The following is a 24263-nucleotide window of genomic DNA, read 5'->3' as shown; positions in this document are numbered from 1 at the left end:
CTTCTGGACGATCGCGCAGGCGGCACTCCCGGTCGGTCCGGATCGCTCAGAGCAGCTCGCGGCCGGGCTCGTTCGGCCGGTGAGCCGGGTCGCTCGGTCCGTGGTCCGGCGCCTCTGGCCCGTCGTCCGGCTCGCCCGGCTCGCCCGGCACGCCTGTCGCGTCGTCCGGCACGGCAGGTCCGTCGTCGGGCACGCCTGTCGTGTCGTCGGGCACGGCAGGTCCGTCGTCCGGCACGGTCATGATCTCGTCGTCCGGCACGCGGGCCGGACGACGCGCCCGCCGCCGGCGCCAACCGGTGATCAGCAGGGTGACCAGCCACGGGACCAGCAGCCAGGTCAGCCCGCAGAGCGAACCCCCGACCACGTCCGACCGGAAGTACGCGTCGTCGAGGCCGTGCCACGTGGAGACCACCCAGGAGACAACGAACCAGGTCGTCACCAGGAGCGAGACGACGACGCCGAGGACCCGCGTCCGCACCGACCGGCCGCCTCCGCTCAGCGCGCCGAGTCCGATCATCACGAACGGCATGAGAAAGACCCAGATCGCGAGCATCGAGTACATGTAGGTTTCGCCGGCGTCCGCGGTGACCATGGCATAGCTGTTCATCGCTGCCACTGTCGCAGCAGCCGGCAAACATCGCCCCCACCCCTTCTGGCGGTACCCGCAGCAGCGCATCTGCCGCTTCACGGCGTCCCCGCAGCGCCTCCGCTGTTTCGCAAAGCCCTCAGCGCTCGCGGGTCGTGCGGCGTCGACCCCGGAAATGCCGAGCGTCATCGGGTGCCGTGCGGCAGACTGCCGGGCATGATCGCCGAGGTGCGCAGTGTCGCCGACCTGGCCGCTCTGGCCGAGTCCGGCGAGCGGGTCAAGTATCTCCATTTCTGGGGCCACACCCCGCCCCGCGACGGCAGCGTCGGCGCGAGCTGCCTGAGCCAGTGGTCCCCGGAGGGCTTCACCGTCGACGACACCCGTTTCGCGTCCGCCGAGCACTACATGATGTGGCGCAAGGCGACGCTTTTCGGCGACACCACTGCGGCCGGCCACATCCTGGCCGCCGCACACCCCCGGCAGGCGAAGACGCTCGGCGGTCGTGTCACCCCCTTCGACCAGCAGACCTGGGATGACCACCGGTTCGCCATCGTGGTCGCCGGCAACCTCGCGAAATTCCAGCAGGACCCCGATTCGCGTACGTTCCTCCTCCGCACCGGCGACCGAGTCCTCGTGGAGGCAAGCCCGGTGGACCGGATCTGGGGCATCGGCCTGACCCGCGACGACCCCCGGGCCGAGGACCCATCCCGCTGGCGAGGCCTCAACCTGCTCGGCTTCGCCCTGATGGAGGTTCGCGCCCGCCTCCGCGGATAACCCGGCGGCGTCCGTGGTGCCGGCGGACGGCTGGGGTCACAAGGTGACTCCCGGGCGTACCGAAGCGGCAAGCGTCTCGCCCCACTGCCGTGCCCGGTCCGCCTCCCCGGCCACCAGCGGACCCTGAGCGGACTGGACCCGGAAGCTCGCCACCTCGAGGACCGGCCGGCCGCCGAGGCCGCGCAGGCGGCGGATCGCCTTGCGGCCCGCCGACCCGGAGGGCAGCGGTGTGTCCGACCGGGTGTCGAACGCCGCGACCGCCATCCCGGCCAGCTGCGGCGCCCGATCCAGGAACTCGCGGATACCGGTCTGCTCGGCACCGGGGCGGATGGTGCCCTGGCGGGCCGCGTCAGCCCGGGTGGCCGGCCGGCTCATCCCGAACGCGTGGGTCGGGCCGCCGAGCACGAGGAGGCCGACGCCGTCGAGGGTCGGCATCTCGCGCACGTCGGCCACGGTGACGTCGCAGGTCAGGGCCAGTCCGGCGGCGATCGACCGGGCCACGGTCGCGCTGTTGCCGAACATCGACTCGTAGATGACAAGGGCACGCATGACGGCCTCCGAAGCGATCAGATCGAGCTTTCGCCTGGAATCCTGGCTCGCCCGGTGTCCCGGGCGGCAGTGCCGCGGCGTCCCGAGAATCGGGGACATCTGTCACTGTCGGCCGGGCCATCGGGCGAGCCAGGATGGTCGCCGTGGCCTCCGGCCGCACCTCCGGCGTCGACGTCCCGGCGGCGGGCGAGCCGACGCCGGTTCCCTGAGTCTTCTATAGTGGCCGCCGTGCATGATCGACTGCGGCGGTTCACGGTGGGGACCGTGCTGCTGGTGGGCGCGCTGACGCTGACCGGTTGCACCTCTGACTCGGATGCGGGCGGGCAGCCGGCCCCGATGGTGAGTTCGCCGTTGCCGGCCGACCCGGTGGCGGCTCTGGCCCAGGCGGCGAGCCGGCTGGGCACCGAGACTGCCCGGTTCTCGGTGATCTTCGGGAGGGGCGAGAAGTCCGAGCAGCGGGCGTCGGGCACGGTCGACCCGGTCACCGGCGACTGGGAGCTGGTCGGGGACGCGTATGTGGTTCGCCGGATCGGGAACGACCTGTACGCGAAGGTGACCGGCGAGCCGCAGCTCAGCCACTACGCCGGGCAGTACCTCGACGACCTGGGCAAATGGGTGCACCAGCCGGCTCCCACGGCGACCGGATCGTCGCTCGCCTTCGGCAAGGACTTCCCGTGGGCGCAGGCCCGGGACGTGTCCGGGATGGCCGCGCCGACGCGGACCGCTGACCGGATCTTCCGCGGCACGCTCAAGGACGAGCACGTTCCGGTGGATCCGGTCTGCACCGCGGAACTGGATCTCGCCGGCCGGTTCAGCCGGGTCAGCACGGCCGCGGACGCGGACGAGCCCTCGATCATGCTGACCTTCTCGGGCTACGGCCAGCCGGTCCAGATCACCGCGCCGCCGGCGGACCAGATGATCGAGGATCACCTGTTCAACTTCGCCAACCTCGGGTCGATCTTCGCCTGACCGCGCTCGGGCGGCGGCTTGGCGCGGAACGACAGAACGGCCTCGCCGCTCCCGGAAGAGTGGCGAGGCCGATGTCGGAGTCAGTAACCGAAGTCCTGGGTGTAGTACGGGGCGCCGTTGGCCGAGTAGACCGCGCCGACCCCGACCGTCTTCGACTTGCAGTTGAGGATGTTGGCGCGGTGCCCCGGGCTGCGCATCCACGCGCCGACGACGTCCGCCGCGCTGCGGTAGCCCCAGGCGATGTTCTCCGCGGACGGGCTGGCGTAACCGGCAGCCTTCGAGCGGACCACGAAGTCCGAGCCGCCCCGGCCGGTGTGCGAGAACGCGCCGGTCTGGCCCATCCACGCGGAGTGACCGCGGGCAGCGTCGGTGAGCTGCGCGTTCTCGGTCAGGCCGGCGCAGCCGTGCGCGGCGCGCTGCTCGTTGGTGAGGCGGATGATGTCGGCCTGCAGGGTCTGCTCGGCGGCCTTGGCCTTCGCCGGCGCGGCCTCAGCCGGGGACGCGGTCATCATGATGCCGGCCGCGGCCGGGACGATGAAGGCGGCCAGGGCGAAGCTACGGAGGAGAGAGCGCAAGGAAGACCCTTTCGACGAGTGGCGCCTGGCTTGCCGCCAGGTTCACCGTTCTCTTCGTCGGCCGCCCGGCTCGGGTGATCGCAGACCGGTGGCCCTCCGGTCGCCGTTCGGTTGCCGCCGGCCCGGCCGGGAGCGGCCCGGCGAAGTGCCCGGGAACGCGGGGGCAGCGCACTCCCGGGCACGATCATCACGGGCCGCTGGTCAGATAGGTGACCTGGTGGCCGCTGTTCGCCGCCGCGCCGGTGTTGTTGATGACGTGGGTGATCGTGCCGGTACCGCCCAGCGACACCGTCACCATGTCGTGGAATCTCACCCCGCTCACCGCCGGCACCTCGAACGCCCGGGCGTTCGCCACCGCCGGGTTCACGTTGAAGTAGCAGTAGCTGCCCAGCCCCCACGCCTCGTGGCTGGTGACCGAGTCGGCGACCTTGTACGCCGCCCATCCCTGCGTCGACCCGTTCAGGTACGCGGCCTGGTTCGGCGGGTCGTACGGCATCTCGTTCTGGTAGAAGTACGTCCGCCCGCCGTTGCCGTTCCAGATCGTCTGGTACTGCTGGAAGTGCTCGACGAACAGGCCGTAGAAGGTCACGTTGTTGCCGTTGACCACCAGGCCGTTGCGGGCGGTGTTCGTGGTCCAGCCGACCGTCCCGCTGTTGCCGTGGTCGGCCCGCCAGATCCAGGCGTGGTCGCCGATCACGTTGTTGCTGTTGATCTGGACGCTGACCGTGGCCTTGCCGGCGATCGCGCCGCCGATCCGGACGAAGACGTCCGACAGCACCGTCGGGTTCGTCGCGTGCGACGCCGCCGAGCCGGTCGGCCCGACCTGCAGCAGGATGTTCGAGCTGGTGGTGCCCGCGTCGAGCAGCAGCCCGGCGATCCGCACCCCGTCGACGTCGGCCACGTGCATCGCGTCGGCGCCACCGTCCGGCACGAAGGTTGCCAGGCCCAGGCCGAGCACCACGGTCCCGGCGCGGGTCACGTTCAGCGTCTGGTTCAGGTGGTAGACCCCCGGGGTGACCAGCAGGTTCTTCCCGGCGGCCAGGGCCGCGTTGATGGTCGCCGCGGTGTCACCGGACTTGACCACGTAGAAGGTGCTGATCGGCAGCGACGTCCCGGCGGGCGAGCCGGACGCCCACGTGGTGCCGGACGCGTTGCTGCGCGGGGCGGGGACGAACACCTGGTAGGCGCCGGCGCCGTCGACGTACAGATAGGGCTTCTCGGCGATGGTCGGCGCCGAGCCGACCGTGGTGTACGGCGGCGACGGGAAGCTCTGGGCGGGCGCGCCGGTCGAGCCGACGAACACCTGGTTCCAGTTGGAGCCGGACCAGCTCGACATCGCCGAGTTACGGGTCAGGAACTGCTGTTGCGTGCCGGACTGGATCTGGCCGTCGATCTTCGAGTCGGCGATGAAGCCGCCGGAGGACCAGCCGCCGTCGGAGAGCGCCAGGTTGCCGCGCACGTGCATCCGCCGATACGGCGCCGCCTGCGACACCGCCCACCGGTCCAGGCCGTCGGCCGGGGTCACCGACAGTCCCTCGGCGGAGCGCCAGAAGTTCTGGGTGGCGTTCTGTGAACCGTCCGGCCACCAGTCCGCCTCGGCGTGCACGTGACCGTTGATGGTCACCTGATCCGGGGTCAGCCCGAGCCCGGCCACCTGCGTGAAGAACCCGACGTTGGCGTCCACCGAGTACGCACCCGGCTTGAACAGCAGCGCATAGCGGGCGTTCCCGAACTGGTTGCTGACCTGCGCGGTGAAGACCGAGTTCAGCTTGCTCTGGATGGTCGAGGCGCTCATCGACGGGTCGAAGACGGTCACGTTCGGGCCGAGGTCCGGGTTGGCCGGGTTGGTCGGTACGGTGCTCGGCGGCGTGGTGGGCGTGGTCGTCCCGCCGGAGAACGTCCACTTCTGGTTGGCCCCGCCGGAGCAGTCCCAGAGCTGGAGCTTGGCGCCGTCGGCGAGATTGTTGTCCTTGATGTCGAGGCACTTGTTCGCCGCGACGTTCACCAGGTCGCGGCCGGCGCTCAGCGTCCATTTCTGGGTGGCGACCGAGTCGTAGCAGTCCCACATGTGCACGACGGCGCCGTTCGCGGTGGAGTTGTCCGCCACGTCCAGGCATTTGCCGCGGGCCTGCACCTGGCCGTTGTCGGCCAGGGTCCAGGTCTGGTTCGGGCCGCCGGAGCAGGTCCACATCTGCGGCTGGTTGCCGTTGGCGGTGCTGCCGTCGGTGACGTCGAGGCACTTGCCGTTCGCCGAGCTGACCAGGGTGCCGCTGCTCGCGGCGAGGGCTTCGGCCACGCCGGCCACGCCGAGCCCGGTGACTACCAGGCCGATCGTGCCGGCGGCCAGCCAGCGGGTCCGCCGCCGGCGGCGGCCGTGGTGGGGAGCGGTCATGGTGGACCTTTCCTGAGAAATGGGGGAGGCCCAGCATTTCCGCGGCGTCCCGACGCGCTCAAGGTTCTTTAAGGTTCCGTTAATGGTTCCGGAACCAGATCCTTGAGGTGTTTCATGTCGCGGGGGTGTAGATAGCCATACCCCGGGGCTGCGGTTACGGGTAGTGACGGCGATCCCGGCGTGATGATCTGCTCATCGCATGTCGATGCGGGTCAAAGGGATTGTTGTCTATCTGGTCATCGCCTTCGGGGTGGTCTGGCCGTACCTGTTCGTGGCACGGCTCGGGCTGGGCTGGTCGCTGGTCAACCCCCTCGTCCAGCTGCCGGTGGCGTTCGTCCCGGCGATCGGCGCCTTCGTGGTGCGTCGCTGGGTCACCCGGGAGGGCTTCGCCGGCGCCGGACTGACCTGGCGCAGTCCCGCGAGACTGTGGCTGGCCGGCTGGCTCGCGCCGCTCGGAATCACCCTGACGATGCTGGCCTGCGCCGTCTCGGCCGGCTGGTGGGACTTCCGCCTCGACGGTGGCGGGCTGCTGTTCCTCCTGATCGTCCAGCTCGTCCTGACGCCCGTGTACTTCGGCGAGGAGTTCGGCTGGACCAGCTTCCTCTGGCCGCGCCTGATGCCCGGCCGGCCGCGCGCGTCGCTGCTGGTGACCGGGCTGATCTGGGCGGTGTGGCATTACCCGCTGGCGTTTCTGGGGTACGCCGAGTTCACCGACCGGGCGATCAGCCTGCCGTTGTGGACCGTGATGTTCGTGCTCTTCGAGATCCTGCTCTGCTGGTTGTACGCCGCCAGCGGCTCGGTCTGGGTGACCAGCCTGGCGCATGCCGGCAACAACGTCGTGATGGGCCTGCTCAGCGAGGAGCTGCTCGGCGATCTGAGCAGCGTGCGGCTGCTGGTCTGCACCGACCTGGCGCTGGCTCTCGTCTGCCTGCCGCTGCTGGCCTCGAAGCTCTTCGCGGCGACCGAACCGGTCAGCCGTCAAGCCGCCCACCGATGAGACGTGCGCGCCGCTGCTCTGACCTGGCGGCCAGCCTGGTCCGTCAGGTGCCGGCGAGGCGCGCGGCCCGCTGCTCCGGCCGGTCGCCAGCCGACGCGGCGCGCTGACCGGGCGTCACGCCGACGGCCGGACCGAGCCGGGCGGGACGACAGCCGTCGCGGTGCCGTCCTGCACCCCGCTCACATGCCGCTGCAACAGCAGGGCGAGCACCGACGCGAGCAGGCGGCACCGATCAGCGGACCCGTAGCGGCCGGCGCGCCTCCCGGCGCGTGGGGAGGGTGTCACGCGGCATGCCCGGATTCTGCCCCGAACGGATGACTTCCGCGGTACCCCAGGGTTTTACCCGGCGCGGTGTGGCTTGCTCCGTCGGCACTCTGAACTGGTCAGACGAGGTGCGGGCGACGGAGGCGGACATGCGACAGGTGATGATGGACGATCTCGCGGCGGTGGTCTCCGACGCGCGGGCCGGGGACGAGCGGGCGTGGAGCCGGCTGGTCGAGGCGTACGCCCCGCGGCTGCGGCTGATCGCCCGCCGGTTCCGCATTCCACCGGACCAGGTCGGTGACCTGCTGCAGGCCACCTGGCTGCAACTGTTCAACGGCATCGACCGGCTGCAGTGCCCGGAGGCGGTCGGCTCCTGGCTGGCGGTCACCATGCGCCGGTTCTGCCTGCACGCCGTCGCCGGCCGGGACCGGGAATGCCCGGTCCCGGCGCTCGACGAGTGGCTGACCCAGCCCGGCGACGCCCCCGACACGCACCTGCTGCGCGCCGAGCAGGCCGCCTCGGTCCGCCGGGCGCTCGCCCAGCTCCCCGAACGGCAGCGCCGGCTGCTCTGGCAGATGGCCACCGACCCGGACGCCCATTACACCGAGCTCAGCGCCCGGCTGGACATCCCGGTCGGAGCGATCGGCCCGACCCGTGCCCGCGCCCTGGGCCGCCTGCGCCGCCTGCTGCTCGACGAGGAACGAGCCACCCTGCGGATCGAGCGCTGAGCTTGGCCGTCAGCCGGCGCGGCGGGGTTCGGTGCCCTTCCTGCGGTGGGCGCGGCGGCACGTCCCCGCGGTGGGCAGGTGGCCAGCGACTCCCGGATCTGCCGAGAGCGGTGTTCGCCGGTCCGGAGCCCCGTCTTTCGGCGCCTCGGCTCCTGCGATAGCCTGCGCGCCCATGATCAAATGATGGCGGGTGCGCCAGGGAGCGGGTTGCGGACGTGGCACGGCGCAAGGGCCTTGTTTCGGCAGTCGCGCTGGCCATCGCAGCGGGCTCCACGGCCATCTGGGTGTGGCATCGGCCGGGCGCACCGGAGAAGCCGGCAGTGGTGGCACCCGAGCCCAAGATGATCGACCCTTCGGTTCCCGAGTACAAGCTGCTGGACAGTGTTCTGTACGTCGACGAGTGGCGAGCGTTCGGTAATCCCGTCGGCTTCACCTACTTACCGAAGTCTCGCCCGCCGGGCCTGGTGAGCATCGGCCCTGGGAACCCGCCCGACCTGAGCGGGGGAAGCCACCGCGGGACGGGCAACGGTGCCCTGATCGACGCCTATGACGCGAAAGCCGGCGGCTCTCGTGTGTCCGGGATCGTCGAGTTCTCCGCACGCCCGACGTCCACCTGCGATGACGTCCGTGAGATGACGCATGCCGTCTGCGTGCGAAGCGGGAAGCTGGCCAACCCCTCGCCGACTGACCCGGACGTCAGGTATGTGACCGTCTACTTCACGGCCGACAATGATGCCGCCCTCACCAGCGCGGAGGCCAAGAAACTCGGGCGGTTCTGGGCCGAGGTGGACATGGTGCCGGCCGGCGAAGCGGCTTGGTTCACCGACGCGGTCACGCGGGCGCGAGCCGCCGTCGTGGAGTAGCGGCCCACGGAGGATCGCCCGGGGATGGAAGCTGTCGATCAAAACTCCGGTGCTGAGGCAGATTGCATGGGCACATTTGCCGCAGACACCGAGCGCTCAGTCACCCGACGACAACGCAGTAACGCTGAGGCATAAAGCGTTCCGCCTACAGCAGGCGACGACAATTGCGGGTGCTGACCGTCTGACACCGGTGGGATGATCACGGCATGGACGCGAGGCATGCGCGTCCATCATCCAGGAGGTAGGGAGGTGCACCGGGATATCGGCGGCGAGTTCCACCAAGATGTAGTACCGATTTCCTGCTGTACTAGAGCTGGTTGATAGATCGTGGTCACTCACGCGAACGGCTTCTGCGTCTCGTGCAACACATTGTTGGCAGACGCAAAGAACATAATGAGAAGCAAGCCACGCCTCGACGTGCCGCGCGTGCAATCCCTCCATGACCTCGCCTTTCTTATCTGAAAGCGACGCCCTCTTCTCGGCTACTTGTTTCATTGCCCTAGGACCGCGGCCCGGCCAGGCTTCGGTCTAGACGTCCGGGCTGTCGCTCTCATTTCGGCTGCCCACCTCGGTGTGGCTCTCATTTGGCCTGCGCAGTCCCGGGCGTCGCCACAGGGCAGGGAGAGGCTCAAGAGAGGTTTGCACAGCTCAAAGTAGCGATGCCCTCCCAGCTCGACGAACCGTCGGATCGAGCACCGGAGGGATACATGAACCGGTCGCAGCGTGTGGTCATCGGCATGGACCCGCACAAGCGCTCTGCCACCATCGAGGTAATGACCAGCGACGAGACCATCCTGGGCACCGGCCGGTTCGGCACCGATCGAGACGGCTACAAGGACATGGTCACGTACGCCAAACAGTGGCCAGACCGGGTCTGGGCCATCGAGGGCTGCCAAGGAATCGGCCGGCACATCGCCAACCGGCTCCTGGCCGACGGCGAGCAGGTCGTCGACGTCCCACCGAAACTGTCCGCCCGCGCCCGGGTGTTCGCCACCGGTCAGGGCCGTAAGACAGACGCTACCGACGTGCACTCCATCGCGCTGGTCGGCACCCGGATGGCCGGGCTGCGTCCGCTGGTCAACGATGAACAACTGGCCGTGCTACGGATCCTGGCCGACCGGCGCCGCTCCCTCGGCGAGGACCACACCAGGATGGTGTCGCAGCTGCACCAACTGCTGCTGGAGCTGATCCCCGGTGGGGCGAAGAAGAGCCTGTCCGCCGCTCAGGCCAAAGTACTGCTGGCCACCGTCCGACCGCGGGACGCCGCCGGCAAAGCCCGCCGGCGGGTGGCTGCGGAGCTGATCGCTGACCTTGAGCGGATCTACCAGCGGTCCAAGCAGGCCGACAAGGAGCTCAAGGATCTGGTCGCCGCCACCGGCACCACGCTGATGGACCTGCACGGCATCGGCCCGTCCGGCGCAGCCCGGCTGCTGATCGAAGTCGGTGCGGTCATCCGTTTCCCGGACCGCGGGCACTTCGCCTCCTGGAACGGCACCGCACCCATCGACGCGTCCTCCGGCGACCAGGTCCGCCATCGGCTCTCCCGGGCGGGCAATCGGCAGATCAACCGAGTCCTGCACATCATGGCCACCGTCCAGCTACGCCGTCCGACCGAAGGCCGCGCCTACTTCGACCGCAAGAAAGCAGCGGGGAAGACGTCGATGGAAGCCATGCGGGCACTGAAACGGCGCCTGTCCGACATCGTCTACCGACAGATGATCAACGACGCCACCGCGGCGATGGCGACGGGTCCGGGAGGACACCGGGGAACGTCAGCGAACTCCAGCGTGACCGGCTCTCATCCCTACACCGGCTCTTCGGAGAAGTCACTTCCCGAACCCGCCGACAGCAATCTTAGAACCTCAATCCAGACCACGTCTTGACACAGAGAGGAGCCAAGTCCGCGCACTCGTAGAGTCCCGCCCGCCGAGCGACGAACGGTGCTGAGCGTCATCCGGAGTCGGGATAGGTGAAGCTTCGGCATGCTGACGCCCGCGAAGCGCCCGATGATCGTTGTGGCGGTCATGGCTGACCAAGCGGAAGCGATCGATGTGCTGGCGGAGTTCCGCGAGCGGTTCTACCGAGGCATGACCCGGCGGGCGGACGCGTTGTTCGAACCGACCGATGCGCTGTTGTGCACCGACGGGCCGGTCAAGACCCTCGTCGGGCTGGCCCTCGCTGCAGAGCACCGGCGCGGCCACGGCGCCATGTATGACGCGCTCAACCACGGCCGCATCGAGGTGGAGGCGCCGCGCCGGCGCCCGGCCCTTGGCCCAGGACCGGCGCCGGAGCGGCACACGCCGGCCCGGGTGCGGCGGGTTTCGGAACCTCCGAGCCATCAGGCCTTTGCACCGAGCCCCGCCGAACCGGTTGAACCGCGAGCTAATCCCAGCAGAGGCAGAACGGTTTGCCGGCCGGGTCGGCGTAGACCCGCCAATTCTCCCCGGCGGCGTGCAGGTCGGTGGCGCCCAGTTTCAGCACCGCCGCCTCGGCCGCGTCGACATCCTCGACCGTCACGTCGATGTGGAACTGCTGCGGGTGCGCCGGGTCCGGCCACTGCGGCGCCCGATAGTCGCTGATCTGCTGGAACAGCAGCGGCTGCGCCCCGTCCTCGCCGATCATCGCCATGCCGTCACCCGCGTGGGTGATCGGTTTGCCGAGGACCTCGGACCAGAAGGTGCTCAGCTGCTCGGCGTCCGGGCAGTCCAGCATCACGCCCATCAGCGTGGTCTCTCGCCGGGACGTGTCCAGGCACAGGTCGAACGGATGCCCGGCCGGGTCGGCCAAGGTGTACCAGGTCTCGTTCTCGCGGAGCAGCTCGGCGCCCAGCTCGACGGCACGCGCCGCGCCGGCGTCGAGGTCCGGCACTCGCAGGTCGAGGTGCGCCTGCTGCGGGAACGCCGGATCGGGCCACCGCGGCGCCACATGGTCCGGGCTGAGCTGGACGGCGAGACGCCACCCGTCCGGGGTCCCGATCGACACCCAGTCGTCCTCGACATAGCGCTCGGCCCAGCCGCCCAGCGCGATGTAGAACGCCGCGAGCCGCCGGGCGTCAGGCGCGTCGAGCACCACCCCGCGCAACTTCCCGATCATCAGCAACCGCCTCCCGCTCCTAGATCAAGCCATGCACCACCGTGGCGAAACCGGCCGGATCCCGCAACTGCGGAAACGGCCCGTCGACGACCGGCGCCTGCGGTGCCGCGCCCACCGGCACCCCGCACCACTCCCGATAGACCGCCGCCACCTGCGGGTCCGGCCTTCGCACAGCGAACTGACGGTACGCCTCGGGTACGACAGAAACGCCCCCGTCCGCCACCGTGATCACCCCGTGCACCGCGAACCGGGACGCGAACTCCTGCGCCAGCACCGCGCTCTCCCCGTGCCCCACCAGCACCGGCGCCCGATGCAGCCCGAGCCCGTGCACCACCGTCGCGAGATCCGTCACCAGCCGGGACAGGTCCGCCCGGGCCGCCGAGTCGCCGTGCCCGGGCAGGTCCACCGCCACCGCCGCGCAACTGCCGTCCAGTTCGGCCGCGACCGGCCACCACATCGTCCGGTCGTAGAACAGCCCGTGCAACAGCACGATCGGGCGCCCGAACCGCCCCCACCGGTCATAGACCAGACGGTTGCGGGGCGTGCCATGGGCGTGGACGGTGCGGCGTGGCGGTTGTGGATGCACGAATCGGTCTTTCCGGGAGCGGACGGCACGAACACCACGTGTAACGACCGCGAGAGGCGTCCCGGTTACGCCGCCGGCGACCGGTCCGCGCTGATTTCCGGCCGCCGCTTTCCGGTACGGCGGAAGCCGCCCGTCCGCGGGCCGGCTCCCGTCCGGGCACCGCACGCGACGCCGCCGCGCCGTCCGGTCCGCGGCGCGCCCCGGCCGGCGTGCCTCAGTCGACCCGGCGCGAGCCGGCCAGGCCGTTGTCGGTTTCCACCTGGTCGTGGACCTCGGGGGTGACGCAGACCAGGTCGGCCGGGGTGACCAGGCGCCAGATGTAGCCGGGCAGACAGGTGTCGGGTCCGTAGTCGCCGCCGGTGGGACTGCGCCGCGAGTCGGCGGCGGCGTTGTCGGCCAGGGCCTGGTCGCGGGTTTCCGGCGGGACGCAAACGTGGTCGTCGGCGACCGCCTCACGCCAGACGAAACCGGACAGGCACGCGTCGGGGACCGGGTCGGTCGTCTCGCTGCTGCTCGGCTCGGCGCTGGTCACCGGCTCGGTGGTGCCCCCGGCGGTCGGTTCCGGGGTCGACGTGGCGGTGTTCGCCACGGCGTTCGGCTCGATGAGGTCGGGGAACGTGGCGGTACGGTCGCCCGCGCCGGGCAGCACGGCGCCACCGGTGGCCTTGTCGCCCAGCGTGAACCCGGTGACCGTGATGACCAGCGCGGCCACGCTGAGCAGCGCGATCGCGGCGGCCCGGACCCGGCCCGTCTCGCCGGTGTGCTTGGTGGAGAAGACCGTGGAGATCACCGGGCCGATCGCGGCGCCGGCCAGGGTGCCCCAGGTGCCGCTGTTCAGCGCGGCCGGCAGGACGGTTCCGGCGACCGAACCGGCGACGGCGAGAAACAGCGGGCGCATGCCGAACCCGGGTGCCTGCCGCAACTCCTGGCGCAGGGATCCGCCGGGTGCGGGCGGCGCTCCGGCGTACCAAAAATCGATCTTGAGGTCGGCCAGCTCCAGCTGGTCGCCGGAACGCAACGGGTAGGCGCCGCTGATCGGTGTGCCGTTGACCCGGGTGCCGTTGGACGAGTCCAGATCCTCGATCTCGAACCCGCTGCCACGGCGGCGGATCACCGCGTGCCGGCGGCTGACCAGGTCGCTGGCCAGCACGACGTCGCAGGCGGGGTCGCGACCGAGGGTCGTACCGTAGGGGTTCAGCGGATGTCGCCGGCCGGCGACCGTGATGGTGGCCGGTCCCGGCCCCGGCGCGTCCTCGGTGGCGGCCGGATGGATCCTGGTGTCGGCGGCGTCCGGGCCGCCGGTCGATTGTCGCGGCATGACGCCTCCCCAGCGCGTCCCCGTGCGGTTGTCCGCCCGATAAGACACCCCACCGGCCGCCCCTGATACCGACCCGCCATGATCCGCCACACCGCGAAGGTCAGCGGCGGGTCCAGCACGGCCGGCGCTCCCCGCCGCCGCCGCACACCGTCGCCGCCGACCTGTCGGGCAGGCGCAGACTCGTGGTCTTGTGGAATCCGTTGGCCTTCGTCGGCTCCTTGCGCCACGCCACGCCGTCGTCAGACGTCCACAGGGCCCCGTATCCCGTGGTTTCCCCGCTGCTGCCGACGGCCACGAAACCCTGCTGCGTCGTCGCGACATCGGTGACGAACTGCTGCGTGAGCGGTTTGGCGCCGGCGTCGGGAACGTTGCCGGCCTCGACGGTGGCCACCTGCCAGGCCGCACTCGCCGCGTCGCGGTACCAGGCCGTCAGCTTGGTAGAAAACACCGGGCCGCCGGGAGCCTGGTATTCCTTCTTGAGCGGCACCCGACCCCACAGGACCAACCGGTCTCCCCGCTGCGAAATGGCATAGGGAATACCGACGCGGCCGCCGTCCTGAACGAGCGACGCGTCCTCCCATGAGCTGCCGTCAGTTGACCGGTACACAAAACTGCAGTCCTTGCGGCCCATGATCTGTGAGGGCCCGAAGGAGTAGAGGTCGCATCCTTGCCCGTCGTCACCGCCGAGGATGAAGAAACCTGACGGCAGAGCGACCAGGCCGCCATCCGGTGCGGCATCCCATGTTCCCAGTGCGGGCACCTTCGGCTGGCGTTGCCATTCGTCTGATCCGGACCGCCGGGTCCAGACGCGCAAGCCGTGGTTCTCCCCGATGATGTTCCGCCGGTTCTGGAATTCCGCGACCATCAGCCTGCCACCGTATGCGGCGAACCCGACGATGGCCAGATCGGTGTCGTCCAATTGCGCTGAGGGGCCCAGGAGACCCTCGATGGTCGACGGGCCGTCCCAGGTCAACCCGTCACGGGAGGCCCATACCGCCTGCAGGCCGTCGCGTGTCGACGTGCCGAGAACGTAGGCCGCCGTGTCGTCGAACGCGAAGCGCACGCGCTGTTCGGAGAGAAAGCTGCCGAGAGCCGCGGCCTCCCAGGCGTGGCCGTCGCGGGAGACGGCGACCTGGCCGGTGTCCGCGTCCTGCCGGAAATGGAATTCCTTCCAGAGGAGATCATTCGAGTCGAGCGGGTCGGAAGGGATCCATTTCTGCGCCGGACTCGGCGACGCCGGCGGCGCACTCGGTTCGGTACGCGGCGTTCCGGAATGTGAGCAGCTCGCACAGGCGGCCAGCGTCGCGACGAGAATAAAGACCGAGAGCGATGGACGACGCCCTCGGCGCGTCCGGTGAGAGATCACTTCGCTTTCCTCGGATCGGGGGTGACACCGAATGGCTGTCCGCCGTTGTCCAGCACCTGGGTGTAGCTCTTTCCCTCGCTGGCGAATTTCAGCAGAATGCGGAAGTGGTAGGTGGCCGCCGACGCGTCCAACCGGAAATACAGTTGTTCCGGCTCGTCATTCTTGATCGTCAACGGCAGCCGTCCCGCCGTCTCCGGGTCGGCATCCCGGTTCGTCGAGCCGACTATCGAGGAGGTGGCGCCAGCGCGCAGCCGAACGGTGAACCAGCGCTGAGCGGTAACCCCTCCGCAGCCCTCCTCGGTGGCCTCCGGCGGGTCCTCGATGGGGGCCGAAGCGTCCACCACCTGTGCTTCCAGGCCGCGGAGGACAATGGTGCGCTCCGCCGGCGCCTGCAGTGTCACCCCCAGCTTGCTGCCGCTCGTGAGGACCCCGTGTGCCTGATCGCTCCACGCGTTGTCACAGTCCCTGGTGTCCGCGGGGGTCTCGACATCCGCCAGGAGCGCCGCGCCGGCACTCGCCGTCGAAGCGGGGGTGGAAGCGCTGGCCGCGGCGTTCTCGGAGTTCTGTTCGCCGTCGCGCCCCGGAATGAGAACCAGTGCGGCGATCACCGCCCCGGCCACGAGGACGCCGACCACACCGGCGAGCAGGGCGAGGTGGCCGCCGCCGACCCCGATATTGCCACCGGCCAGCGATATCCGGCCGTTCCCGGAGGCCGCGGCGGCCATGTTCGTCGTGGCGGACTGGTGGGCGGGCGAACCTGCCGCGGCCGGCGGGTCCTCGTTGCCTTCGACCATCACCATGCCGATCTGTAGGGCGACCGCGAGCACGGTCAGGACGACAACCCCGATGACCCAGCCTGTGGTCGGCGAGTCGGTCGCCACGTTCGTAGCCACACCCACCGCTACGCCGATGACGACCGCAGCAGCTCCACCCGCTGCGCGCAAAGCACGTTTGGACACGCCCACCCCCAGCTGAAGCGCCAGACTAGCGGCGCCATCGATCTATCCCCATCCCGCTTTAGGGTCAAGTTGGACGCCCACTTCGGTGGCGCGGCAGCTACCGGACCGCTCGGTGGTGGCAGCACGACGGCCCCCACGTCGTGCGCGCGGAGGCCGTCGTGGGAGGTGGTGCCTACCAGTTGCCGAGGACCAGGCGGCCGGCCACGTTGGTCAGGTCGAACGAGCCGCTGGTGTACCAGACGCGGGCGGCGTAGTTGCCGTTGCGCCAGACGTAGTACGCGAACGTGCCGCCGGCCAGCTGGTACGCCATCACGATGTCGTCCCGGCCGTCGCCGTCGACATCGCCGGCGGCCATCCGATCACCGACCGCGCTGAGGTGGAACGCGCCCGAGTCGTAGTCGGTGGTGCGATTGAACGAGTCGCCGTCGGACAGCCAGCGGTAGGTCCGCATGGTGCCGTCGCCCTGGTCGTAGGCGAGTGCCGGTTCGGCCTTCTTGTCGCCGTTGAAGTCGCCCAGCACCAGACGGCCGGCCACGCGGTTCAGGTTGTAGGAGCCGCTGGTGTACCAGACGCTGGCAGCGGAGTTGCCGTTGCGCCAGACGTAGTACGAGAACGTCCCGTCGGCCTGCTGGTAGGCCATCACGATGTCGTCCTTGCCGTCGCCGTTCACGTCGCCGGCGGCCATCCGGTCACCGACGGCGCTGAGGTGGAACGCGCCGGAGTCGTAGTCGGTGGTGCGGTTGAACGAGTCGCCGTCGGACAGCCAGCGATAGATGCGCATGGTGCCGTCGCCCTGGTCGTAGGCGAGTGCCGGTTCGGCCTTCTTGTCGCCGTTGAAGTCGCCCAGCACCAGACGACCGCCGACGGCGGCGAGGCTGAACCTGCCGCTGGTGTACCAGACGCTCGCGGCCGAGTTGCCGTTGCGCCAGACGTAGAAGGAGAACGTCCCGTCGGCCAGCTGGTAGGCCATCACGACGTCGTCCTTGCCGTCGCCGTTCACGTCGCCGGCGGCCATCCGGTCACCGACGGCGCTGAGGTGGAACGCGCCGGAGTCGTAGTCGCTCGTGCGGTTGAACGAGTCGCCGTCGGACAACCAGCGGTACATCCGCATCGACCCGTCACCCTGGTCGTACGCGACCGTCGGGGCGTCCTTGCCGGTCGGCTTGGTCGGCGTGGGCGACGGGGTGGCGCCGGTGATCTTGGTATAGCGCCGGGCCACGTAGCTGGTGGCCCGGTGGCTGTCGATCGTCCCGGCGTCGATCGCCGCCGTCCGGATCTTCACCGGGGTCGAGCCGAAGGTGTAGTAGGTGAAGTGCCGGTGGTCGCTCTTCCAGCTCTTGAAGATCACGGTGTGGGCCGCGGGCAGGTTCAGGATGTCGCCGGGGAGCAGGTCGGACTTGCTGATCTGGTTGGAGTACAGATGCAGCGTCCGGGTGCTCGGGTCGGCGTTCAGGTGCCAGGACATGCCCACCAGTCCGGAGCAGTCACGCCGGTACTTGCGGGTGTGCGTCGGGTCCCAGGAGAACGCGTGCTGGTTGTACGGCCCGGGCTGGTTGTCCACCCATCCCTGCGCGCGCTGCAGCACCTCGGCCCGGGTGATCGGGCCGCCGATCGAGGAGGCCGCCAGCGTGGACGCGCTCGCCGTCGCCTGGGCGGACACCGGGCCCTCGATCCCGTCCACCGGATCGTCGTCGGGCAGGTCGTCGCCGGGGTCGTTGGGCTGGCATCCGTCGAGCTGGGCCGCGAGGTCGGCGGGCACCGACTCGTCGCACACCCCGCCCGACCCGACGTTGAGCGGCTTCCACTGCCGCGTCGCGTCGTCGACGTGGAACAGCGCGAACGAGGCGTCGTAGTCGCCCTCGGCCGGCACCACGGCGGTGGCCCAGGGCAGGGCACAGCTCACGTTCTCCAGTACGGCCGGACTCCCGGCCGCCTCGTCGGTCAGCGGGTCGGCCCGCAGGGCGGCCAGCAGCGTGTCCGCGGCCGGGCACACCGCCTCCGCCGCCGCGGCCGGTGCGGGAGTCCCGCCCGGAACGGCGATGGCACCCGCCACCGCCAGCACTGTCGCGAGCCTTCGCCCGCCGGAATAGCGCACAGTCGTCTCCCCGTGGTCGTGGGTGGACGTCGTCGCGTCGCGGGCCGGGGGCGGCCGGATCGTCCCGCGAGCCGCGGGGACCAGGGCCGGTGGATCGTCCGCAAGGCGACAGACGTCGATGGACGAAGCCGGAGTCGCCGGCCTCCACGAAGGAGGCTAGGGCGCCAGTCGAATCCGGGGTACTGACCGGCATCGATCAGTTGGACAGGCGGCGCGGCCATGACGGGCCCGCCCACGACAGGCCCGTCATCGTCCCATCCCGGGAAGGCCGGACGGGGCCAGAGCTTGGGGCGTCGACCCCGACCGGTGCCAGTATCGTCGCGACAACGACTCTCGATCCGCTATCGACTCGCTGTCAGCGTCCGAAACAGGACAGTCGTGGCGGTCGGCGGCCGAGGCCGCCCGGCCGATCGGTCTAGGGAGGCCGGACCGGTGGCCTAGGTAGGCGTCCGGGTCACGGCTAAGACGACCTTCCTAACGTACGACGGCCCGCGCGCCCGAGTCTGTTCCGGAAACCGGGGAACGGTGGGGGGAGCAGAGGATGTCCGCGACGATGCTGAGCGTGGCTCGTACCGATGCGCTGTTCGTGAGTGCGCTGGCCACCGGCTCACAGCCGGGGCGGGAGCAGGTGGAGGCGGTGGTCCGGGCCATGGTGCGGTCGTGCCATGGATCCCGTGGCTGTGCGGCGGAGGTGGCGGCCTGCTACGGGGAGGTGCCGGAGTACGCGGTCCGCCGGATGGCCTGGGCGCGGCGGGTGATCGCCACTCACTTCGGTGGCGCGCGATGAGCGAGCCGGCGCTGACGGACCGCGAACGCACCACCGTCGAGGTCCTGGAACAGCTGTCCACCCTGGCCAGGGGCGCGACCGGGCACGCCGCCGCGGCCGCCGCCCTGGAACTGGCGGCCGGCCTGGCACCGGCCGGGCGGCGCCGGCTGCTCACCCTGGCGGCCGCCGACGCGCAGCTCGCGGGGGAGCCGGGACGGGCGGCCGAGCTGCTGCGCCGCGCCGCCGCGACCGGCGAGCCGACCCCGCTGGCGACCGTGCGGGTCGACGAGACGGTCGCGGCGGCCCGGCGCGAGATGGCCCGCGGCCGGTACCTGGCGGCCGAGCGGGAGTTGGCGGCCACGGCGGAGCAGCTGTGGGCCAGCGGGGTGATCTTCCGGCTCCCGGCCGTCCTCGCGCTGCGCAGCTGGGCGCTGGCCCGGGCCGGCAACCTGGCGGCCGCCTCCCGGGAGGCGGAGCAGGCGCTCGCCCTGGCCCAGCTGACCGAGAACGACGAGGTGGCGGCGCGGGCTCACCACACCCGGCTGCTGCTGAGCGTGCTGCACGGCGGGTCGGGCGTACCGACCCGGGGCGGGGAGCCGGCGACCGGCGTACCGGGGAAAGCGGATCCGGTCAGTGCTGGGCTCGCACTGCTCGCCGACCTGGCCGCGCGACGGCCCGGTGCGGTCGGCGGAAACGCCGACATCGCCGCGGAGTTCCTTCCGGACCTGCTGGAGTCCCGGCTGATCCGGGATCGTGAGCTCAGCGCCGAGGACCTGTACACGCTGCGCGGGCTGACCGGCTCGGCGCCGGCGCCGATCGCGGCGAACGCCTGGCGGGTGCTCGGACTGACCGCCCGGGACGGCGCGAACGACTGCTTCGCCCGGGCCGCCCGGCTGCACGCCACGATGGACCTGCCGTTCGACAACGCGCGGGTGCACCTGTCGTACGGGGAGAGGCTGCGCCGCGACGGTGACCGCCGGGCGGCCCGCAACCAGCTGCGGACCGCGCGCGACGGCTTCACCCGGCTGCACGCGGTCCCGTGGGCGCAGCGCGCGGAACGCGAGCTGACCGGGACCGGCGAGACCCGCACCGGGCGTGCCCCGACCGGGCTGACCCCCGCGGAATACCAGGTGGCCGGGGTCGTCGCGACCGGGGTGTCCACCCGGGAGGCGGCCGCGCGGCTGTTCCTGAGCCCGAAGACCGTCGAGTTCCACCTCGGCAAGGTGTTCCGCAAACTCGGGGTCACCAGCCGCGCCCAGCTGGCGCACGTCTTCCCGGAGCTGGCCGGGAAGTAAATACTGCTGTGTATGGCAGCCTGGAAAGGCTTCGTGGGGCGCGCGGCCGAACTGGCCGCTCTCGCCGAGGCGCTGGACGACGCCGCCCGCGGTGATCCGCGGACGGTGCTGGTCGCGGGCGAGGCGGGCGTCGGCAAGACCCGGCTGCTGGACGAGTTCGAGTCGCGGTGCGCCGGGCAGGACCTGCTGGTCGCGCGCGGCGCCTGCGTCTCGGTCGGCGCCGGCGAGCTGCCCTACAGCCCGTGGCTGGCCGCGATGCACGCGGTCGAGGCCGAGGTCGGCGTGGCGGCGCTGGTCGAGGGCGCCGGCGGCGGCCAGGCCGCGCTGTCCGCGCTCATCCCCGCGCTGACCGACTCGGGTCACCCGCGCGAGGGCGGGCAGCTGGCCCGGGCACACCTGTTCTCGCTCTTCCTGGAGCTGCTCGGCCGGCTCGCCGCCCAGCGCCCGCTGGTGCTGCTGCTGGAGGACCTGCACTGGGCGGACACCTCCTCGCTGGACCTGCTGCTGTTCCTGAGCCGCAACCTGCGGCACACCCCGGTGCTGCTGGCCGGCACGTTCCGCACCGACGAGCTGGACGAGGACTCCCGGCACCGGGTGGTGATCGGCGAGCTGATCCGCGGCCGGACCACCAGCTACCTGCAGCTGAACCGGTTCGACCGGGACGAGCTGGGTGTCTTCCTGCGCGCCTCGGGCGGCGCGTTCTCCGACACGGTGATCGCCAAGGTGCACGAGCGGTCCGGTGGCAACGCCTTCCTGGCCCAGGAGATCCTCGCCGCCGAGCAGCGCAACCCGGGCGGCCCGGTCCCCGACCACCTGCGCGACCTGCTGATGATGCGGGTCGACGGGCTGTCCGAGGACGGTCAGCAGGTGGTCGGCGTGGTCGCGGCCGCCGGCCGCCCGGTCTCCGGGGCACTGCTCGAGGCCGCCAGCGGACTGCCCGGTCCGGCACTGCGGTCCGGATTGCGCGACGCGGTGGCCAGGCAGGTTCTCGTCCGTACCACGGAGGGCAGTTACCAGCTGCGCCATTCGCTCACCGCCGAGACGTTCTACCAGGACCTGCTGCCCGGCGAACGCGCCGGACTGCACCGGGCGGTCGCCGCCGCCCTCGCGGTGTCGGCCGGGCCCGACGCGTCGCCGGTGGTGCAGGCCGAGCTGGCCCACCACTGGTTCCACGGCCGCAAGGACGACGACGCGCTGTTCTGGACGCTGCGAGCGGCCCGGTCGGCGGCGATGGTGCACGCCTACGCCGAGGCCCGCCGCCAGTACGGCCGGGTCCTGGAGCTGTGGCGGCGGGTCCCGGACGCGTTCAAGCTCTGCGAGACCACCTACCCGCGGCTGCTCGACGAGGCCGCCGAGGTGCTCGACTACGCCGGCGACCCGCAGCGGGCGGTCGAGCTGACCGGCGAGGCGATCCAGGTGGTCGGCGTCGACGGGGACCCGCAGGTGCTCGCCGGGCTGCACGAGCACCTGGCCCGGCTGCGCTGGCGGGCCCACGACACGCCCGGCGCCGTCGACTCGGCGCGCCACGCGATCGCCCTGCTGGACGGGGTGCCGCGGTCGCCGCTGCAGGCCCGGGCCGGAGCCACCTTCGCCCGGGTGCTGATGCTCAGCGGGCACTACCGGCAGGCGCTGGCCGAGGGGTCCGCCGCCCTGCAGGTCGCCACGGCGCCGGTCGAGCGGGGGTACCTGCTGGTCACGCTCGGGACGGTGCGGTTCCTGCTGGGGGAGCGGGAGGGCGGCGTCGAGCAGCTGTGGGAGGGGCTGGCGCTGGCCGAGAGCACGGACAGCAAGGAGAACATCCTGCGGGCGTACACGAACCTGTCCTACTGCCTGCAGATGCTGAACCGGCTCGACGAGGGACTCGACCTGGCCCGGCGCGGCTGCGACCTGGCGGCCGGCTTCGGGATGCGGATGACGACCGGGACCGTGCTGGTCGGCAACGCCGCCGACATCCTGCTCGACCTGGGACGGTGGGACGAGATCGAGAAGCTGATCGGCGAGGTGCTGCCCGACGAGGCGGCCGACGACCTGCCGCTCTACCTGCAGTACGTACGGGCCGAGGTGTTCGTGGCGCGCGACGAGCGGGACGCCGCCCGGGACATCCTGGACCGGGTGATGAGCAGCTCGGCCGGCAAGACCGACCAGGACTTCGTCGGGCACGTGTACGCCGCGCTCGGCGCCCTGGAGATCGCCGACGGGAACTGGCGGGCGGCGCGCCGGGCCGTCGACGAGGGACTGGCCAAACTGGGCGACGGCGAAGGGGTGTTCCCGGCGCTGCGGCTGGCGGTCTGCGGGTTGCAGGCGGCCGGCGAGGCGGTGGCCCGGCACGCCACCCGGGAACGCTGGCTGGACTGGTCGGCCCGGCTCGCCGAGCGGGCCGACGCGAGCATGGCGGCGCTGCGGGCGCCGACCGGTGGGCGGGCCCTGCCGGTGGCCGAGGCGCTGTACCGGGTGGCCGGCGCGGAACTGCGGCGGATCCGGGGCGAGCCGCAGGAGGAGGCCTGGGTCGAGGTGGCGCGGACCTGGGCGGAGCTGGGGCATCCGTACCCGGAGGCGCAGGCCCGGCTGCGGCTGGCCGCCTGCCTGCTGCGGCGCGGGGCGACCGCGGCGCTGCACCGGGAACTGGTCTCCGCGGCAGGGCTGGCCGCCGGACTCGGGGCCCGGCGGCTCATCCGTGAGCTGGAGGCGATGGCGGAGCTGGCCGGGATCTCGCTGCGGCAGGTCTCCGGTCAGCAGGGTTCCGCCCAGCCGGCCTCCGCCCAGTCGGCCTCAACTCGGGCGGCCTCCGCTCAGCCGGCCTCCCTTCAAGGGGCTTCCTCTCGGGCTTCCTCTCAGGCGGCCTCCTCTTCTCGGGCCTCTTCTCAGGCGGCCTCCTCTTCGCCGTCCGCTGATCATGACTCGGACTGGGGGCTCACTCCGCGGGAGGTGCAGGTCCTCGACCTGATCGCGCTCGGCTACACCAACGGACGGATCGCGCGCAGCCTGGAGATCGCGGAGAAGACGGTCAGCGTGCACGTCTCCAACATCCTGGCCAAGCTGGGCGCGACGAACCGCTGGGAGGCCGCGCTGATCCGGCGCGGGGACACTACATGATGTTGCCGCCGCGCCAGCGGTGGTTGAACGCCGGCATGGCGCCCGGCCGGTCCGAGGTACGCAGCTCGAACAGGTCCTGGGTGATCCGCTCGCGCAACGGCGGGTTGGTCTCCAGCGTCGACGGCTGCACCACCGTGTACGCCTCCTCGGCGTAGGTGAGCAGGAACTCCGGCGACAGCCGGCGCACCCGCCCGGCACTGAGGCAGTAGAACTCCCGCGACGAGTACCCGGTGATCGCGACACAGTGGCTGGACAGGCTGCCCGGCGTGGCGTCGTAGACCGGGCCGTACCCGGGCACGTACCAGGCGTCGCGCGGCACACCCTTGCCGTCCCTGATCGACTGGGGCAGGGCCAGGCCGAGCAGCACGCCGCCGAAGCGCAGCACCGCCTCGCGCACCTGGTCCAGGTTGCGCGGCTCGATCTCCAGGAACGCCCTGGCGTCGGGCAGCAGGCCGGCCAGCGGCCGCTCCTGGTTCACCCACAGCTTCAGAGCCAGCAACAGGCTGGCGCCGAAGTCGTTCTGCGCCTTGCGACGTCCGGAAACGGTCAGCTGGTGGTCGTGGCCGTGGCCCGGGTCGCGGCGGAACGGCGACACCCTCTCGTAGATCTTGAGGGTGTCCTCCAGGGTGGGGGTGTACTGCTCCTTCGCCGCGGCATACCAGGACTGGGCGAGCAGGGCCAGCGCGGCCGGCACGCAGTTCTGGAAGCCGACCTCACCGAGCGACTCGCCGGCGGCCAGGTCGACGCGCAGGTCGCCGAGGTGGAACCGGCCGTCGGGTTGCAGGCCGTACGCCGGGGTGTCCGGCGGCTGGTCGAGGTATCCCAGGTACTGGCTCATCTGCAGGGTGCGGATGTCGGTCTCGGCGGCCAGGCGGCCGGCCAGAGCGTCCATGACGGAACCTCCAAAGTCCTCACTGAGCGTGCTGAGGCTAACGCTGGATGTAGGCGGTGTCGCTGCCAGATCAGCGACACCTCCGGATGTATCTGCCGCGGTC

21 protein-coding genes and 1 pseudogene are annotated in these 24263 nt (G+C 71.1%); 10 read left to right on the top strand and 12 right to left on the bottom strand.

Annotated elements, in window-relative coordinates:
• Positions 1-46 precede the first annotated feature (46 nt).
• Positions 47-607, bottom strand: coding sequence for a hypothetical protein (locus Actob_RS23520; RefSeq protein WP_284913956.1), 561 nt, complete (start codon positions 605-607; stop codon positions 47-49).
• Positions 608-802: 195 nt separating this feature from the next.
• Between Actob_RS23520 and Actob_RS23515 the strand changes: the two genes are divergently transcribed.
• A complete protein-coding gene (locus Actob_RS23515; RefSeq protein WP_284913955.1) occupies positions 803-1360 on the top strand; it encodes an NADAR family protein in 558 nt (185 codons plus the stop codon).
• A 36-nt stretch (positions 1361-1396) separates the two neighbouring features.
• On the opposite strand, the gene Actob_RS23510 is transcribed toward Actob_RS23515, so the two are convergent.
• Complete coding sequence (locus tag Actob_RS23510; RefSeq protein WP_284913954.1) at positions 1397-1909, bottom strand: flavodoxin family protein; 513 nt, start codon at positions 1907-1909, stop codon at positions 1397-1399.
• Between the two features lie 228 nt (positions 1910-2137).
• On the opposite strand from Actob_RS23510, the gene Actob_RS23505 reads away from it, so the two are divergent.
• Positions 2138-2878: a hypothetical protein gene (locus Actob_RS23505; RefSeq protein ID WP_284913953.1), complete on the top strand. Its 741-nt coding sequence runs from the start codon at positions 2138-2140 to the stop codon at positions 2876-2878.
• Positions 2879-2958: 80 nt separating this feature from the next.
• Here the strand turns inward: Actob_RS23505 and Actob_RS23500 are convergent, their stop codons facing one another.
• Both Actob_RS23500 and Actob_RS23495 read right to left on the bottom strand, forming a co-directional pair.
• Positions 2959-3453, bottom strand: a complete 495-nt coding sequence (locus Actob_RS23500) for a CAP domain-containing protein (protein ID WP_284913952.1) — start codon at positions 3451-3453, stop codon at positions 2959-2961.
• Positions 3454-3640: 187 nt separating this feature from the next.
• Entirely contained in the window at positions 3641-5845 is a 2205-nt protein-coding gene (locus Actob_RS23495; RefSeq protein ID WP_284913951.1) for an RICIN domain-containing protein, read from the bottom strand.
• 199 nt (positions 5846-6044) lie between these two features.
• Between Actob_RS23495 and Actob_RS23490 the strand changes: the two genes are divergently transcribed.
• On the top strand, positions 6045-6842 hold the full coding sequence (locus Actob_RS23490; RefSeq protein ID WP_284913950.1) for a CPBP family intramembrane glutamic endopeptidase: 798 nt from the start codon (positions 6045-6047) through the stop codon (positions 6840-6842).
• A 114-nt stretch (positions 6843-6956) separates the two neighbouring features.
• Here Actob_RS23490 and Actob_RS23485 read toward each other — a convergent pair whose 3' ends face one another.
• Positions 6957-7127, bottom strand: coding sequence for a hypothetical protein (locus Actob_RS23485; protein ID WP_284913949.1), 171 nt, complete (start codon positions 7125-7127; stop codon positions 6957-6959).
• A gap of 128 nt (positions 7128-7255) precedes the next feature.
• Between Actob_RS23485 and Actob_RS23480 the strand changes: the two genes are divergently transcribed.
• From Actob_RS23480 to Actob_RS23465, 4 genes and pseudogenes are all read left to right on the top strand, one after another.
• Positions 7256-7834, top strand: a complete 579-nt coding sequence (locus Actob_RS23480; RefSeq protein ID WP_284913948.1) for an RNA polymerase sigma factor — start codon at positions 7256-7258, stop codon at positions 7832-7834.
• Between the two features lie 215 nt (positions 7835-8049).
• On the top strand, positions 8050-8697 hold the full coding sequence (locus Actob_RS23475) for a hypothetical protein (protein WP_284913947.1): 648 nt from the start codon (positions 8050-8052) through the stop codon (positions 8695-8697).
• A gap of 773 nt (positions 8698-9470) precedes the next feature.
• Positions 9471-10580, top strand: coding sequence for an IS110 family RNA-guided transposase (locus Actob_RS23470; protein WP_284913946.1), 1110 nt, complete (start codon positions 9471-9473; stop codon positions 10578-10580).
• A 123-nt stretch (positions 10581-10703) separates the two neighbouring features.
• A pseudogene (locus tag Actob_RS23465) lies at positions 10704-10979 on the top strand (transposase); the annotation flags it as partial.
• Positions 10980-11079: 100 nt separating this feature from the next.
• On the opposite strand, the gene Actob_RS23460 reads toward Actob_RS23465, so the two are convergent.
• From Actob_RS23460 to Actob_RS23435, 6 genes are all read right to left on the bottom strand, one after another.
• Entirely contained in the window at positions 11080-11790 is a 711-nt protein-coding gene (locus Actob_RS23460; RefSeq protein ID WP_284913945.1) for a VOC family protein, read from the bottom strand.
• A gap of 19 nt (positions 11791-11809) precedes the next feature.
• Positions 11810-12376, bottom strand: coding sequence for an alpha/beta fold hydrolase (locus tag Actob_RS23455; RefSeq protein WP_284913944.1), 567 nt, complete (start codon positions 12374-12376; stop codon positions 11810-11812).
• A 214-nt stretch (positions 12377-12590) separates the two neighbouring features.
• Positions 12591-13694, bottom strand: a complete 1104-nt coding sequence (locus Actob_RS23450; RefSeq protein ID WP_284913943.1) for an FHA domain-containing protein — start codon at positions 13692-13694, stop codon at positions 12591-12593.
• A 100-nt stretch (positions 13695-13794) separates the two neighbouring features.
• Positions 13795-15060: a hypothetical protein gene (locus tag Actob_RS23445; protein ID WP_284913942.1), complete on the bottom strand. Its 1266-nt coding sequence runs from the start codon at positions 15058-15060 to the stop codon at positions 13795-13797.
• The gene (locus Actob_RS23440; protein WP_284913941.1) at positions 15057-15941 is read right to left on the bottom strand and encodes a hypothetical protein; all 885 of its coding nucleotides are present in this window, start codon (positions 15939-15941) and stop codon (positions 15057-15059) included. Before Actob_RS23440 ends, Actob_RS23445 begins: the two co-directional genes overlap by 4 nt.
• Before the next feature lie 250 nt (positions 15942-16191).
• Entirely contained in the window at positions 16192-18114 is a 1923-nt protein-coding gene (locus tag Actob_RS23435) for an FG-GAP repeat domain-containing protein (protein WP_284913940.1), read from the bottom strand.
• A gap of 541 nt (positions 18115-18655) precedes the next feature.
• Between Actob_RS23435 and Actob_RS23430 the strand changes: the two genes are divergently transcribed.
• The 3 genes from Actob_RS23430 to Actob_RS23420 are packed head-to-tail and all read left to right on the top strand — an operon-like array spanning position 18656 to position 23268.
• Positions 18656-18901: a hypothetical protein gene (locus Actob_RS23430; protein WP_284913939.1), complete on the top strand. Its 246-nt coding sequence runs from the start codon at positions 18656-18658 to the stop codon at positions 18899-18901.
• Complete coding sequence (locus Actob_RS23425) at positions 18898-20175, top strand: helix-turn-helix transcriptional regulator (RefSeq protein ID WP_284913938.1); 1278 nt, start codon at positions 18898-18900, stop codon at positions 20173-20175. The genes Actob_RS23430 and Actob_RS23425 overlap by 4 nt, the downstream gene beginning before the upstream one ends.
• 12 nt (positions 20176-20187) lie before the next feature.
• On the top strand, positions 20188-23268 hold the full coding sequence (locus Actob_RS23420; RefSeq protein ID WP_284913937.1) for a helix-turn-helix transcriptional regulator: 3081 nt from the start codon (positions 20188-20190) through the stop codon (positions 23266-23268).
• Here the strand turns inward: Actob_RS23420 and Actob_RS23415 are convergent.
• The gene (locus Actob_RS23415) at positions 23261-24160 is read right to left on the bottom strand and encodes a hypothetical protein (protein ID WP_284913936.1); all 900 of its coding nucleotides are present in this window, start codon (positions 24158-24160) and stop codon (positions 23261-23263) included. The two genes, Actob_RS23420 and Actob_RS23415, sit on opposite strands and share 8 nt — an antisense overlap.
• Positions 24161-24263 lie beyond the last annotated feature (103 nt).

This window comes from Actinoplanes oblitus (assembly GCF_030252345.1).
Taxonomy (GTDB): domain Bacteria; phylum Actinomycetota; class Actinomycetes; order Mycobacteriales; family Micromonosporaceae; genus Actinoplanes; species Actinoplanes oblitus.
The sequence above is the reverse complement of the archived record's forward strand: the minus strand, read 5'-3'. Positions and strand labels throughout refer to the sequence as shown.

Coding starts and splice junctions, on each gene's coding strand:
- Actob_RS23520 (WP_284913956.1), bottom strand. CDS start 607: ATGAACAGCTATGCCATGGTCACCGCGGACGCCGGCGAAACCTACATG.
- Actob_RS23515 (WP_284913955.1), top strand. CDS start 803: ATGATCGCCGAGGTGCGCAGTGTCGCCGACCTGGCCGCTCTGGCCGAG.
- Actob_RS23510 (WP_284913954.1), bottom strand. CDS start 1,909: ATGCGTGCCCTTGTCATCTACGAGTCGATGTTCGGCAACAGCGCGACC.
- Actob_RS23495 (WP_284913951.1), bottom strand. CDS start 5,845: ATGACCGCTCCCCACCACGGCCGCCGCCGGCGGCGGACCCGCTGGCTG.
- Actob_RS23490 (WP_284913950.1), top strand. CDS start 6,045: ATGTCGATGCGGGTCAAAGGGATTGTTGTCTATCTGGTCATCGCCTTC.
- Actob_RS23480 (WP_284913948.1), top strand. CDS start 7,256: ATGCGACAGGTGATGATGGACGATCTCGCGGCGGTGGTCTCCGACGCG.
- Actob_RS23470 (WP_284913946.1), top strand. CDS start 9,471: ATGACCAGCGACGAGACCATCCTGGGCACCGGCCGGTTCGGCACCGAT.
- Actob_RS23460 (WP_284913945.1), bottom strand. CDS start 11,790: ATGATCGGGAAGTTGCGCGGGGTGGTGCTCGACGCGCCTGACGCCCGG.
- Actob_RS23450 (WP_284913943.1), bottom strand. CDS start 13,694: ATGCCGCGACAATCGACCGGCGGCCCGGACGCCGCCGACACCAGGATC.
- Actob_RS23430 (WP_284913939.1), top strand. CDS start 18,656: ATGTCCGCGACGATGCTGAGCGTGGCTCGTACCGATGCGCTGTTCGTG.
- Actob_RS23425 (WP_284913938.1), top strand. CDS start 18,898: ATGAGCGAGCCGGCGCTGACGGACCGCGAACGCACCACCGTCGAGGTC.
- Actob_RS23420 (WP_284913937.1), top strand. CDS start 20,188: ATGGCAGCCTGGAAAGGCTTCGTGGGGCGCGCGGCCGAACTGGCCGCT.
- Actob_RS23415 (WP_284913936.1), bottom strand. CDS start 24,160: ATGGACGCTCTGGCCGGCCGCCTGGCCGCCGAGACCGACATCCGCACC.